Source organism: Bacillota bacterium (genome assembly GCA_023511485.1).
Lineage (GTDB): Bacteria > Actinomycetota > Aquicultoria > Aquicultorales > Aquicultoraceae > CADDYS01.
The window spans coordinates 1-13,959 of the sequence record JAIMBH010000011.1 but is presented as its reverse complement, the minus strand read 5'-3'; the positions used below and the strand labels follow the sequence as shown (position 1 = coordinate 13,959).

Annotated in this window: 11 protein-coding genes and 1 other RNA gene; all 12 read left to right on the top strand. The window is 44.2% G+C overall.

Annotation, left to right across the window (positions count from 1 at the left end; translation table 11 throughout):
• The first annotated feature begins 294 nt into the window (after positions 1 to 294).
• Positions 295 to 2,556 carry a bifunctional (p)ppGpp synthetase/guanosine-3',5'-bis(diphosphate) 3'-pyrophosphohydrolase gene (locus tag K6T91_04990; protein MCL6472150.1) on the top strand — a complete coding sequence of 754 codons (2,262 nt, stop codon included), beginning with the start codon at positions 295 to 297 and terminating at the stop codon, positions 2,554 to 2,556.
• A gap of 47 nt (positions 2,557 to 2,603) precedes the next feature.
• Positions 2,604 to 3,047 carry a D-tyrosyl-tRNA(Tyr) deacylase gene (gene dtd, locus K6T91_04985; protein ID MCL6472149.1) on the top strand — a complete coding sequence of 148 codons (444 nt, stop codon included), beginning with the start codon at positions 2,604 to 2,606 and terminating at the stop codon, positions 3,045 to 3,047.
• A 128-nt stretch (positions 3,048 to 3,175) separates the two neighbouring features.
• A complete protein-coding gene (locus K6T91_04980) occupies positions 3,176 to 3,799 on the top strand; it encodes an MBL fold metallo-hydrolase (GenBank protein ID MCL6472148.1) in 624 nt (207 codons plus the stop codon).
• Between the two features lie 40 nt (positions 3,800 to 3,839).
• Positions 3,840 to 5,126 carry a histidine--tRNA ligase gene (gene hisS / locus K6T91_04975; protein ID MCL6472147.1) on the top strand — a complete coding sequence of 429 codons (1,287 nt, stop codon included), beginning with the start codon at positions 3,840 to 3,842 and terminating at the stop codon, positions 5,124 to 5,126.
• A gap of 352 nt (positions 5,127 to 5,478) precedes the next feature.
• Positions 5,479 to 7,224 (top strand): aspartate--tRNA ligase, encoded by a 1,746-nt coding sequence (gene aspS / locus K6T91_04970; protein MCL6472146.1) that lies wholly within the window; start codon positions 5,479 to 5,481, stop codon positions 7,222 to 7,224.
• A 60-nt stretch (positions 7,225 to 7,284) separates the two neighbouring features.
• Positions 7,285 to 7,469: non-coding RNA, 6S RNA (ssrS, locus tag K6T91_04965), on the top strand.
• A 685-nt stretch (positions 7,470 to 8,154) separates the two neighbouring features.
• Positions 8,155 to 8,508 carry a DUF948 domain-containing protein gene (locus K6T91_04960; protein ID MCL6472145.1) on the top strand — a complete coding sequence of 118 codons (354 nt, stop codon included), beginning with the start codon at positions 8,155 to 8,157 and terminating at the stop codon, positions 8,506 to 8,508.
• 196 nt (positions 8,509 to 8,704) lie between these two features.
• Complete coding sequence (locus K6T91_04955) at positions 8,705 to 9,082, top strand: hypothetical protein (GenBank protein ID MCL6472144.1); 378 nt, start codon at positions 8,705 to 8,707, stop codon at positions 9,080 to 9,082.
• Between the two features lie 41 nt (positions 9,083 to 9,123).
• Entirely contained in the window at positions 9,124 to 9,918 is a 795-nt protein-coding gene (locus K6T91_04950) for a SigB/SigF/SigG family RNA polymerase sigma factor (GenBank protein ID MCL6472143.1), read from the top strand.
• Between the two features lie 4 nt (positions 9,919 to 9,922).
• A complete protein-coding gene (locus tag K6T91_04945) occupies positions 9,923 to 11,023 on the top strand; it encodes an AI-2E family transporter (protein MCL6472142.1) in 1,101 nt (366 codons plus the stop codon).
• Between the two features lie 6 nt (positions 11,024 to 11,029).
• Positions 11,030 to 13,669 carry an alanine--tRNA ligase gene (gene alaS, locus K6T91_04940; GenBank protein ID MCL6472141.1) on the top strand — a complete coding sequence of 880 codons (2,640 nt, stop codon included), beginning with the start codon at positions 11,030 to 11,032 and terminating at the stop codon, positions 13,667 to 13,669.
• Positions 13,670 to 13,798: 129 nt separating this feature from the next.
• Positions 13,799 to 13,959 (top strand): Holliday junction resolvase RuvX (ruvX, locus tag K6T91_04935; GenBank protein MCL6472140.1); only part of this gene is annotated, 161 nt, incomplete at its 3' end.

Sequence of the window (13,959 nt, the reverse complement as noted above, 5' to 3'; positions counted from 1 at the left end):
GCATACACAATTTAGTAACCGAAAAGCCCGCATTCGCAGCGGGCTTTTTCTTTCAAAGTGTATGCGGGGCTAAAGCCCCACCTAGCAGCAGGCAATGTGACATTTTTATCTACTATCCTCTTGAAGGCCCAAAGATTTTAAAAACCGCTTGATCGCTTCACTCAGAACAGGGTCCGTGGCGGGAGCTATGAGGCTTAACTTTAATTAAGCGAAATGCCGATTATAAGTAAAAGCCTGATTCCTTATAATCACGGGTCACATCTGCTAAAATTTTATTACTGGGATGAGGGTGAAATGGCAAGAATTAGAAGTTTGATCAGTAAAATAAAACGATATAACCCAGATGTAGATGTCGATGCGATCCGAAAAGCTTACAAGCTTGCACGCAAATACCACATCGATCAGTATCGCTTATCTGGTGAAGATTTTATTTCACACCCGTTGGAAGTTGCAGACATCCTGGCTGACCTTGGCATGGATACAACAACGATAATTGCGGCTCTATTGCATGATGTTATCGAGGATACGGACGTTACGCTCTCCGATATCGAAAAAGAAGTTGGGCCGGATGTAACTGCGCTTATAGATGGTGTAACAAAGCTTGGCCAGATCGAGTTCAAAAGCCGTGAGGAGGAGCAGGCTGAGAACTTGAGGAAGATGTTTATAGCAATGGCTAAGGACATAAGGGTTATAATTATAAAGCTGGCTGATCGTCTACATAATATGCGCACAATAAGTCATCTTGATCGAAGTAAACAGATCAAGAAGGCACAGGAAACTCTCGAGATATACGCACCTCTTGCACATCGGCTCGGAATCATGTCTTTGAAATGGGAACTTGAAGACCTATCCTTCCAAGTGCTGGAGCCCAAGAAATATGAGCAAATCCAAAAGATGGTGGCCGAGCGTAGGGCCGAGCGCGAGGAGTTTCTAAAAGGTGCGATTAATGCATTGAAGAAAGAGCTCAGAGCTCTTGGAATTGATTCTGAAATAAGTGGAAGGCCCAAGCACTTCTACAGCATTTACGAGAAGATGACAAAGCGCGGACGTGAGTTCAGTGAGATTTATGACCTGCTCGCTGTGCGGGTTATTGTCGATTCAATTAAAGACTGCTATGGCGCTTTAGGTGCAATTCATGCAATGTGGACGCCAATACCGGGCCGCTTTAAGGATTATATTGCAATGCCAAAGTTTAATATGTACCAGTCGCTTCATACAACTGTAATTGGCCCTATGGGTAAGCCGCTTGAGATACAAATAAGAACGAAGCAAATGCATAGAACTGCAGAGTATGGTGTTGCTGCGCACTGGCGATATAAAGAAGGAGCTAAGGGCGATAAATTAGATGAGAGGCTGAGCTGGCTTCGCCAGATGCTTGAATGGCAAAGCGAGTTAAAGGACCCACGCGAATTCATGGAGTCGCTTAAAATAGACCTTTTTGAGGATGAAGTTTATGTGTTTACGCCTAAAGGCGACGTTATTAATCTGCCCGCGGGCGCAACCCCACTAGACTTCGCATACACAATCCACACCGATGTTGGGCATAGGTGTATTGGCGCAAAGGTCAACAATCAAATAGTGCCGTTGGAATATAAGCTTCATACCGGTGACTTTATCGAGATATTAACCTCAAAGACCATAAGCGGTCCAAGTAAGGATTGGCTTAAGATAGTAAAAACAAACCGAGCAAGGAACAAAATTAAACAGTGGTTTAATAAAGAGAATAGAGAAGACAGTGAAGCCACCGGTAGGGAAATTCTTCAAAAAGAGCTTCGAAAGCTAGAGATTGGTCTCAAATCAAATGCTGCAACAAGTGTCCTTGAGGAAATAGCGAAAGAGCTCAACTTTAAAGGAATAGAAGATGTACTGGCTAATATTGGGGCTGGGAAAACATCGGCTAAGCAGGTGGCAACACGGATTGCTGAGGCATATGAAAAGGAAAAGGATAAGGATAAGGATAAAGAAAAAGAGAAAGAGAAATCTGAGCTAGAATATGGTATCGAAGAGATACAAATCAAAAAGCCGCAAAAGAGACGGCGAACTTCTGGTAAGACTGGAGTAAAGGTAAAGGGCATCGACGATATGCTGGTGAGGATTGCCCACTGTTGTAATCCAGTACCTTATGACAGCATAGTTGGATTTGTCACCAGGGGACGCGGTGTTTCGGTGCATAGAGCAGATTGCCTGAATGCAAAGAAGCTAATGGATATGTTTCCTGAGCGCATGATAGAGACATCGTGGGATACAAAGCAGCCGGCCGCATTTCAAGTCGAAATCGAGGTTGAAGCACTTGATAGGACAAAGTTATTGAGGGATATCAGCACGGTACTTGGCGATGCCGGCGTAAATATACTATCCGCCTCGGTGTCAACTTCCAAAGATCACGTTGCAGCGCTCAGGTTTATATTTGAGATAGGTAATTTAAGTCATTTGCAGACAATTATTGGTAACATAAAGAAAGTGCCGGCGGTATACGACGTATATCGAGTAGAGCCAAACCAGCCAAAGCGGGAAAAAGTTGTACCAAAGTGGCAGGAGCGAAAGAATAGGGAGTAAGGTATAAAGTAAAGATATCAAGGCCAGAATTCAGGGGATTAACAAGAGTGAGGGCGGTTATACAAAGGGTTTCAGAAGCAGGTGTTAATGTAGATGGGAAAAGTCTAGCCGAAATAGGGCGAGGACTTGTAGTCCTGCTTGCCGTTGGCAGAGATGACACAGAAAGCGATATAGACTATATAGTTGAGAAAACGGTAAATATGAGAATCTTCGAAAAAGACGGAAAATTCGACCTCTCGCTTAAAGATACCGGTGGAGAAGTGTTGCTGATACCGCAATTTACGCTCTATGGAGATGTGAGAAAAGGCCGGAGGCCAAGTTTCACCGATTCTGCCCCGCCAGACGAGGCAAGAAGTCTTTACGATATAGCATTTAAAAAGTTCAGCGAAGCTGTGCCGACAAAAGAGGGAGAGTTTCAGGCGCAAATGTCTGTTAATATAGTAAACGATGGTCCTGTAACCATTTTATTGGATAGTAAAAAGAATTTTTAGTGCCGAAGCCTTGATGTGCAAAATAGCCAATATCTTTATTTGCTGACGTTGGCAGCATGAGACGTTAGCGTTGTCACCATAAAAATTGATAACTTTATTACTAAACGAAAAGCACGGAGGACTGATATATGTTCTTAGAGACATTAGTTGTTGGTGATTTAGATACAAATTGTTATGTCGTTGCTTCTGAGCATGCAGGTGAAGCCATAGTCATAGATCCTGCAGGCAATGCAGGAATAATCCTTGATACAATAGCTGTGGAAAACCTCGATTTAAAGTATATTTTGTTAACGCATGGTCATTGGGACCATTTTGCCGTGTCGTCGACGATTGCCAATAAAACTGGTGCAAAGATTGGCATTAATAAAGCCGATATGGTTATGCTGGAAAACCCTCGGCTTAGCATGTCCTTCATGGCTGGCGAGGGAGAGGATGTAACACTTAAGCCTGACTTCGAGCTAACCGATGGCATGACTCTTAAGGTTGGAGACCTAGATGTTAAAATTATTCATACCCCGGGGCATACCCCAGGAAGCGTAACCATTAACATTGGAGATTGTCTTTTTACAGGAGACCTCCTTTTCTATAGATCGGTTGGAAGGACTGATTTGGCTGGTGGTTCGACCGAAACATTGTTAAACTCTATAAAAGAAAAGATTTATAAGTATCCTGACCAGGTGAAGGTTTATCCAGGTCACGGCCCTTCAACTACGGTTGGCGATGAGAAAAAACACAATCCATACGTTACATAAATAAAGCTTTTAATTTTTTGCCTCTTGAGGAGGAAATAGATTGAGATATAAGGCACCAAAAGGTACGATTGATATTCTGCCGGATGTAGCAATTAGATGGCAGTATTTAGAAAGCAAAGCAAGTGAGCTTTTTAAAATATACGGCTATGAATCTATTATAACACCTATTTTTGAACACACTGAGGTGTTCTTGCGCAGCATAGGGACATCGACAGATATTGTTCAAAAAGAAATGTACACCTTTGAAGATAAGGGGGGCAGAAGCCTGACGCTTAGGCCCGAGGGCACGGCACCAGTTATTAGGGCTTATGTTGAGCATAATATGAACCAGTTACCCCAGCCGGTAAAGCTCTACTACGCAGGGCCAATGTTTAGATACGAGCGTCCCCAAGCTGGAAGATACCGTCAGTTCTGGCAGCTTGGCGTTGAAGCTATCGGCTCGGATGACCCCGCAATAGATGCAGAAACTATCCTGCTGATGATAGATTATTTTAAATCGGTGGGTTTAAAAGAATTGATTCTATACATAAATAGCATGGGGTGCGAGAAAGATCGGCCCACATATATTAAACTTTTAAGAGAATTTGCCCAGGAGCATCGTGCAGAGCTTTGCAAAGATTGCCAAAAGCGGATAGATATCAATCCGCTTCGTCTTTTTGACTGCAAAGACGAGAGTTGCCAGATAGTTATGAGAGATGCACCTAAGCTTATCGATTTTCTAGATGAAACTTGCAGGCAACATTTCGACGAAGTCAAGCATTACCTGGATATGCAGGGCATTAGCTATATAGTGAAGCCAGAGCTAGTTCGCGGGCTGGATTACTATACAAAGACTACTTTCGAGGTCGTAAGCCCGCTTCTTGGGGCGCAAAACGCAATCGGCGGCGGTGGAAGATACGATAAGCTGGTGCAGGAATTCGGAGGCCCCCCAACTCCGGGTATAGGTTTTGCAATAGGCACGGAGCGGCTCTCGTTAGCCGTAGAGAAAGAAGGAGTATTTGAGGTAACCGATTACAAACTGGATGTCTTTCTAGCAATTGCTGATGATGCATCAAAATCGGCGGCAATAAATGTTTTATATGCGTTAAGGCGCAAAGGAATCAGTGCAACGATCGATTACATGGGCCGCAGCCTAAAGAGCCAGCTTAAATATGCAGATAAACGAGGCTTCAGGTATACGGTTTTTATTGGCTCAAGAGAACTTGGGGCAGGAGTAGTGCCGGTTAAGAATATGAGCACCGGTGAACAATTTGAAATTGGTTTGAATGAGCTGGTAGATAAGTTAGCTGAGATATTGAAAAAGCAGCCAATAGCAACTGGTCGTTAGCTACAAAAATCTTGATTAATTGCAGTTTGAGCTTATAAATGTAGTGTAGGGCTTTAGCCCAAAGTTTGTGCCTTCAGCATGCTTTGCAGCGTTAAATATCCTGGCCCAAACAGGTAAAAAGGCTGCAATGGTTAAGTTGGTTTCTTTCAGAACAGGCTATAGGCCTAAAGATAGCGAAATTAAGCAAAGTGAAATAAATGCTAGAAGCTGATAGCGATTGTTTTAGTCAATTTTAATTAAGTCAAGTATCATAGAATATAGGTTTTTCTGTGCCTTGCAGGCATTATTTTTTAACAGAAAGAGGTCTTTGATGGATAAATTGGCAAGAGTTGATAATTTATCAAAGTTTTCTATGCGTACCAACGCATGTGGAACTCTGAGTAGGCATAATATAGGAGAAGAAGTGGTTCTCTGCGGTTGGGTTCACACGAGGCGCGACCATGGAGGGCTTATATTTCTTGACCTCAGGGATCGTAGCGGTATTGTTCAAATTGTAGCCGATCCGGCGCACACTGGTGCTTTTGATGCCGCAAGAAAGGTGAGAAGCGAGTTCGTTCTCTATGTGGTGGGCAAGGTAAAGGAGCGTCCTGCGGGGACTGTCAATCCCAACCTGCCTACCGGAGAAGTTGAGGTGGAAGCAATAGAGATTAAGGTACTTAACAAATCTAAAACGCCTCCATTTGAAATTGACGGCAGTCCTACTGATGAGAGCTTAAGACTAAAGTACAGATACCTTGACCTTCGGCGTTCAGAAATGCAGCGCAACATCATAATGAGGCATCACATCGCGCAAAGGGTACGCAACTACCTGAACGATAATGGATTTATTGAAATTGAAACACCTATGCTCACAAAGAGCACTCCGGAGGGTGCAAGAGATTACCTCGTCCCAAGCCGGCTCATACCCCATCATTTCTACGCGCTGCCGCAATCACCCCAGCTTTTCAAACAGGTGCTGATGGTTGCGGGCTTTGAGAGGTATTATCAACTTGCCAGAGCGTTTAGGGATGAGGATTTAAGGGCGGATAGGCAGCCAGAGCATACGCAAATCGACATAGAGGTCTCATTTATGGAAGAGGAAGGAATACTTGCACTGGTAGAAGGTTTGGTTAAGGCGGTATTTGAGGTTGTTGGCATTAACATAAACCCGCCATTTCAACGGATGGATTATGACGAGGCAATAGCAAGATATGGAACCGATAAACCGGACCTTAGATATGCTATGGAGATTGAGGATATAAGCGACATTGCTGAGACAGCTGATTTCAAGGTTTTTGCCGATACGGTAAAGAGCGGTGGAGCGGTTCGCGGAATCTCTGCTCCAGGTTGTGGCATGTATTCCCGTAGCCAAATAGATGAACTAGCCAAACATGCAACAAACCTCGGCGCAAAAGGCCTTGCCTGGATCGCAATCGAAGCAGAGGGCAACATAAGGTCTCCAATAGCGAAATTCTTCACCGAGGAACAACTTGAAACTATCATGGCCAGGCTTAAAGCCAGGCCTGGGGATCTGATGCTGTTTGTTGCAGATAAGCCTAAGAAAGCTTCAATGGTGCTTGGTTCGCTGAGAGAAATGCTGGCCGATAGGCTTGGCCTAATTAAACCCGACGATTTTAAGCTTATGTGGCTTGTAAATTGCCCGCTTTTTGACTGGGATGAGAATGAGAACAGGCTATCGCCAAACCACCATCCGTTTACAATGCCAAGGGTAGAGGATATACCACTTCTTGATACCGATCCGCTTAAAGTAAGGTCGTATGCCTACGACCTGGTCATTAATGGTACTGAGGTTGGCGGCGGAAGCCTCAGAATTTACGACCAGGAGCTACAGGAAAAAATATTTAGCCTTCTTGGTTTAGATATGGAGCAGGCTCGTGAAAAATTCGGTTTTCTGCTCGAGGCATTTGAATATGGCGCACCCCCGCATGGCGGGTTAGCGTTTGGTCTAGATAGGTTAGTAGCGGTACTTCTGCAGAAGAAAACAATCCGTGAGGTAATTGCCTTTCCAAAAACGCAAACCGGATCTGATCTGATGACCGGTGCACCTGATACTGTAACTGAACAGCAGTTACGCGAGGTTCATATAAAACTTAGTTAGCTGAGCAATATTGACATACATCGCATTCTATATGATAGAATGGGTCTAGAGGTAACAAATATGGCTCTGCCTTGTACGTGGAACGTAGTGTATATTTGAGCCAACACTACTACATAGGGAGATCTTCTCTCACCTGTGGCGCGAAAGCCTCCTAGATTGGGGACTCGTAAAGCAGGTAGGCGATCACCCACCTGCGGAGAGCGGGCTTCAATATGTATTTCGTGAAACGGCAAGGCGGGGCTTTTTTGAGGATCAGATAACAAAAGGACGCAAGAAACTTTAGGGCCGGATTAAACCGGCTCCTTTCTCTTTATCCCTTTTCTCTTTATGTTACTAGAGAAAAAAGTTGCTACTGCAATGGTATAATTTACCATATCACCTGGTAGAACGCCTATATTTCCCTAAAGAATAGCTCAGACATACCGATAATAAGAGTATCAAAGGAAAATGTGCAGTGGAATACCTGGTTATTAATTGCATAAAAATCAAAGTCGCAACATTGGATTGTAAATAGTACATTTCCACACTAAACCCAGCTTTTTTCTAGGCACGAGCCAGGCATCGAAGCGCTTTAAACTGCTAATCGATCTTGACAACTTAGAATGGATGTGGTTTTCGATGCAGGATGAGAGCCCAAGCAAGGTTCATATTTCAAATGACAGGCAGTATGTTGAAACTAAGATAGTGAGACGCCATGCGGTTTCAGATTTATCAACGCTGGTGACCTGTAAACAAAAGTGTTTTATGTGCTCTGTTGATTATCGTTTGTGCGAATTTGGCTCATGCCAGCATAATTGGTCGACGGGGTTTTTTAGTTAACGAATCCACTCCAGGCAATCGGCTGCTAATGCCTGAAAAAGCCTTAGCAGCCGGTTTTTTATTTATAGAAATAAAAAAATCCGTATGCTAGAATTCTTGCAGGAGGGACACATGACGCCGTTATTAGTGATCACTGCGGTTGTTGCAACGGCGACACTGGTACTGATCGGTTTTGCAATATCTGCGATAATACAATTTAAAAGGACGCTGATAAACGTAGATGACCTGGTTGTTAATGTTAATAAACAACTCGACCCCTTGCTAATAGATCTGCACGATACCGTCAGGCAGCTAAACGGTGAACTTGGAAGCATAACCGAGATAACTAAGAGCGTCAAGGACATCGGTGATAAGGTAAGTGCCACAACAAGGATTGTTCACGAGGCGATATCATCCCCTCTAATAACGGTCGCAAGTATATCGGCTGGAGCTAAAGAAGCAATCAAGAAGCTTGTTGGACGATAATTCTTTGGAAAGCTGCTTGCGCTAACCGATTTATGAATATGATTTTTGGATATAAATAAGCATGCTGGCCAAAGATTAAAATCCTCAAGGGCTCATAGCAATTCTTGTGATGAATAATCTGGCTAAAATTTAACGCAAAGTCGTAATAGGCTTTAGAGCTTTGCGATTTTTCTATGGTTGAGGTGATGGTGGAAAAATGTGCGATGTAGATAAGGTAGAATTAAGCCTACCGGCAAAAAAAGAGTATGCGAGGCTTCTAAGGCTCGCAATAACGGGTATTGCTAGCCGTATGGAGTTTACTGTAGATAGCCTTGAGGATATAAAAATAGCCTTAGAGGAAGCCTATCTACTGGCCCTAAGCGACCCTGAGCAAAAGCGATTTGACGTTATTTTTGAAATTTATCCAGACCGCCTAGAAGTTCTGGTTACTGGATTGGGCAAAATTGAATCTTTAGAAGAGCAACAGAGCAAGAAATTTGGCTTTTCTATATTAAATTCTGTGATGGATGATGTTAAGTGGCTTAAGTCTGGCGGTATAAGCAATCTTCGTATGGTCAAGAAAATCCAAAAATAAAGAGGGAGAAAATCTGATAACCAAGAGGGGGCAAACTAGTTTTGGCCGGGCAAGGCAAAAAGAGAAAAAATAGTAAAACTTTAGCCTGGGATAAAGACAGGACCTTAGATCTTTTTAAAGAATATAAGAAGACGAAGGCGCCCGAATTAAGGGATGAACTTGTTTCAATGTACATGAATCTTGTCGAGTACCTGGCAAGAAGATTTAAGAATAGAGGAGAGCCGATTGAAGACCTCATCCAAGTGGGCACAATTGGTCTCATAAAGGCAATCGACCGCTTTGATGTCAGAAGGTCGGTTGAGTTTACAACATACGCTACTCCAACCATTGTTGGCGAGATAAAGCGGTATTTTAGAGACAAAGGTTGGGCTGTCAAGGTACCGAGAAGACTTCAGGAACTGAGTTTGCTTGTAACTCAGGCTATGAATACGCTAACACAGGAGTTGAAGAGAGCGCCGACAATTTCTGAGATTGCAGGGCATATTGGAGTCTCATCGGAACAAGTAATCGAGGCTATGGAAACAAGTGAAGCATATAGTTTTGTATCTTTAGACAGAGATTTATCCTCAGATTCTGATGATAGTTTTTCTCTTTTAGAGTATATTGGTGAAGATGATAAAGAATTGAGCGGTATTGAAGACAGAACTTGTCTATCTGAGGCTTTATCTAAGCTTAGCAAACAGGAACAGCGAATACTGTATTTAAGATTCTTCCGAGGCCTTACGCAAACAGAGATAGCCCAACAGCTCGGAATATCGCAGATGCATGTTTCAAGGCTTTTAAGAAGAACTCTTGAAGTGTTGCGAGAGCGGATGTTACAAGACCGGGAGGCTTAGAATATTGGAAAAGCCGGACAGCATAGAGCGCATAAAGCACGCAGGGATCATAGCCTGGGCGTGGGTGGGAATAATAGTCCTTATTGGCATTTTAATCTATGCGCTGCATAGTATATATTCTGTTCTAATGCCTTTTTTATATGCGCTTTTTTTTGTGTATGTCTTAAGGCCGGCAGTGAATTTTCTAAGCAGCAAAGGCGTGCCACGGATTATCGCGCTCATTCTGTCCTATTTGGGGCTGATCCTGATACTGGCTCTTTTTGGTATGTACGTAGGCCCAATTCTTTATAAAGAAACCAATGGTTTTATTTCCAAGCTTCCGAGTTACGTCACTGTCGCAAATGGCTATATCAATGACCTTGTCCGAGACCATCCATTCTTAAAAGGTGAACAGGCAACTGAACTACTAACCAGCTTAAGCAACTCATTTAAAGGATTTTTACAGCGGCTGGCTTCTTCAATTCCTATGATGACAAAGAGCATCTTTGGTGGCGTTCTAAATTTCGTACTCGCACCGATAATTGCTTTTTATATTCTTAAAGATTATGAGGCGATCAGAACTAATATAAGCGAGATGATACCGGCTCGGCATAGGACCGAGGGTATGGAAATCATTAAAAAAATTGACTGCATAGTCGGAGGCTTTTTAAAAGGACAGGCGCTCGTGGCCCTGAGTGTCGCGATTCTTTCTGGCATTGCGCTCGCAGCTCTTGGCGTCGATTATGCAGTGCTTCTCGGTTTTATAATCGGTATATTTAATATTATCCCATACCTAGGGCCTATTCTTGGAGGAGCCCCAGCAGTTATAATTGCCCTTGGGACATCATGGCAGCTGGCAGTCGTAGTAATTGTTATATTGCTAATTGTGCAACAAATTGACAGTATGTTTATATCACCCCGTATAATGAGTAGCCAGGTGAACCTGCATCCGGCAGTTGTGATATTTGCCCTGCTTGCGGGGGAGACATTACTTGGCGTGATAGGGATGCTTATAGCCATACCGTTGGCGGCGGTAGGAAAGGCTCTCTATCTGCATTTTAGGGAGCGCAACAATAAAAGAACTGAAGAACCGGATGTCTGCGACCTGGAAGCATCAAAGGTATGAGGAGTTATGAAAAGGTTAAGTTCAGCTGAAATAAGAAAAATCTGGCTTGATTTTTTTGCGGAAAGAGGCCATAAAATTTTGCCTAGCTCTTCGCTAGTGCCGGATGACCCAACGCTTCTTTTGACTGCAGCGGGAATGGTGCAGTTTAAGCCTATATTTTTAGGCGAGAAGAAGGTAGACTTTACGAGGGCAGCAACCGTACAGAAATGCCTAAGAACTACCGACATAGAGAACGTTGGCAAAACTGCCAGGCACCAAACATTCTTTGAAATGCTCGGTAATTTCTCATTCGGCGACTACTTTAAGAAGGAAGCCATAAGCTGGGCCTGGGAATTCGTAACAAAATATCTTGAACTACCGGTTGAAAGGCTTTACGCGACCATCTTTGAAGACGACGACGAAGCGTTTTATTTATGGAAGAATGATATAGGATTAAGTAATGACCGCATATTCCGCATGGGAGAAGATAACTTCTGGTCGGCGGGACCAACTGGACCATGCGGGCCTAGCTCAGAGATAATGTACGACCTTGGAAAAGAATTTGGCTGCGGAAAACCTACCTGCACTGTAGGTTGCGATTGCGACCGCTATCTTGAAGTCTGGAATCTGGTCTTCATGCAGTATAACAGGGACGAAGAGGGCAATCTTAACCCGCTTCCAAAGAAGAATATCGACACAGGAGCCGGGCTCGAAAGAATCGCAAGAATCATGCAGGGAGCGAGGACAAACTTTGAAACAGATGTTCTGTGGCCAATAGTGCAGAGAGTCGTCGATGTTGCCGGTGTAACCTATAACGAAAATCCCGAACGAGATGTATCGCTTAAAGTTATAGCGGACCACACCAGGGCGGTTACATTTATGATCAGTGATGGTGTTCTGCCCTCAAATGAAGGACGCGGCTATGTGCTAAGAAGGATTCTAAGAAGGGCGGTGCTTCATGCAAGGCTGCTCGGCATTGAAAGGCCGTTTATCAACCAAATCATAGACAGCGTTATTGAGACAATGAAGGATGCCTATCCTGAGATAGCGGATAATAGGTTATTTATACAGAGGATTGCCGGCCATGAAGAGACCAGGTTTATGGATACTTTAAAGCAAGGTTTAAACATTTTAGACCAGGCGATATCGCTGGCAAAAAGCGAGGGCAGGAGCAATCTTACCGGAGATTTCGTTTTTCGCCTGTATGACACATTCGGGTTTCCAATTGAGTTGACGATAGAGATTGCGCAGGACCACGGCCTGGGCGTCGATGAGGTTACATTCCAGAATCTGATGGAAGAGCAAAGGGAGAGGGCAAGGGCTGCGTGGGCAGGTGAACGCGAGCTGCGGCACGTTGAGGTTTACCAGGAAGTAAGTGAAGAGTTTGGGAAAAGCGATTTTGTAGGATACGAATTCGATGAGGTCCAGGCCACTATTAAAGCGATCATTAAGAAAAATGCAGTCGCAACGGAAGCAGTGGCCGGGGATGAAGTTGAGATAGTTCTCAACAGGACTCCGTTTTATGCTGAAAAGGGTGGCCAGGTCGGCGACAAAGGCATCATTGAGACCGAGAGCGGAAAGGTCGAGATAAAAGACACGCAAGAGCCTTTTGATGGAGTCATCACCCATATTGGTAAAGTTGTGTCGGGCAAGGTTGTGATTGATCAAAGCGCGAGGGCTGCAATAGAGGTAGGGCGGCGGCAATCGATCAGAAGAAACCATACAGCGACACATTTACTCCATTGGGCACTACGTCGCATACTGGGAGATCATGTAAAGCAAGCGGGGTCGCTGGTTGAGGCAGAAAGGTTCCGATTTGACTTTACGCATTTTGCGTCTGTTTCGAGGGAACAATTAAGACAGGTAGAACAGCTTGTAAACGAGAAAATTTTTGCTAGCGATCCAGTTCGTTCGTTTGTAACATCATATGATTTTGCGCGTGAGACAGGCGCGATCGCGTTATTTGACCAGAAATACGGTGAGTTTGTAAGACTTGTAGAAGTGGGCAACTACAGTAAAGAACTTTGCGGCGGTACGCACGTTGGCAACACGAGCGAGATAGGCCTTTTTAAGATAACAAGTGAAGGCAGTGTAGGGGCTAATACCCGGCGTATAGAGGGCGTCACAAACGGCGCCGCACTGTTGTATCTTTATAAGGAAGAGGACGAGCTCATGGAGACGGCGTCGCTTTTAAAGACCGACCCGACCCAGGTCGCTGAGAAGGTACAGGGCTTATTGCTATTAAATAAACAGCAGGCACAACAAATTGAGGCTGCAAAAAAGAGGCTTGTTAGCGAAAGTGTAAACAAGATTTTAGCGGAAGCCAGGCAGGTAAACGGAACAAAGGTTATAGTTAAACAAGTAGAGGCAGCTGACATGGATAGCCTGCGCTCATATGCGGATATGCTAAGGGAAAAGGCGGGGACCGCTGTCCTGATGCTCGTTAGCACCAGCGATAATAAGGTCATGGTGATAGCCGCTGCTACACCAGATATGGTTAAGGCCGGTTTTAACGCTGGCAACCTTATCAAGAAAATCGCACCGCTAGTTGGCGGAGGCGGAGGCGGGCGACCGGATTTAGCGCAGGCCGGTGGCAAAAAACCGCAAGGAGTACCGCAGGCGCTAGAAGAAGCCTGGAGGTTAATCCAGGATATGATTAAGAAGTAGGTTTCGTGCTATGGTGCTGCAGTTTATTAACTCCTCTCCACCGAGGAGAGGATAGTTGAGGGTCCCCTCTTCACTTGCCGACAAAAACGCAGCACTAATAACGGTAGCATGGAGTAACAATTTTTTATTATGCGAATACTTGGTCTTGATTTTGGTGCTCGCCGCATAGGCGTAGCGGTATCAGATCCAACAGGTAGCACGGCACAGCCTTTGACAGTCATAGAGAAGTCTCAAAAAGACACCGATGTGCAAAAGATAAAGCAACTCATCGATGAATATGATGTCGAAAA

Excerpts from the sequence above, each read along its gene's own strand:
- K6T91_04955 (MCL6472144.1), top strand. The coding sequence starts at position 8,705 with ATGTGCGATGTAGATAAGGTAGAATTAAGCCTACCGGCAAAAAAAGAG.
- K6T91_04960 (MCL6472145.1), top strand. The coding sequence starts at position 8,155 with ATGACGCCGTTATTAGTGATCACTGCGGTTGTTGCAACGGCGACACTG.
- aspS (MCL6472146.1), top strand. The coding sequence starts at position 5,479 with ATGCGTACCAACGCATGTGGAACTCTGAGTAGGCATAATATAGGAGAA.
- K6T91_04990 (MCL6472150.1), top strand. The coding sequence starts at position 295 with ATGGCAAGAATTAGAAGTTTGATCAGTAAAATAAAACGATATAACCCA.
- K6T91_04980 (MCL6472148.1), top strand. The coding sequence starts at position 3,176 with ATGTTCTTAGAGACATTAGTTGTTGGTGATTTAGATACAAATTGTTAT.
- alaS (MCL6472141.1), top strand. The coding sequence starts at position 11,030 with ATGAAAAGGTTAAGTTCAGCTGAAATAAGAAAAATCTGGCTTGATTTT.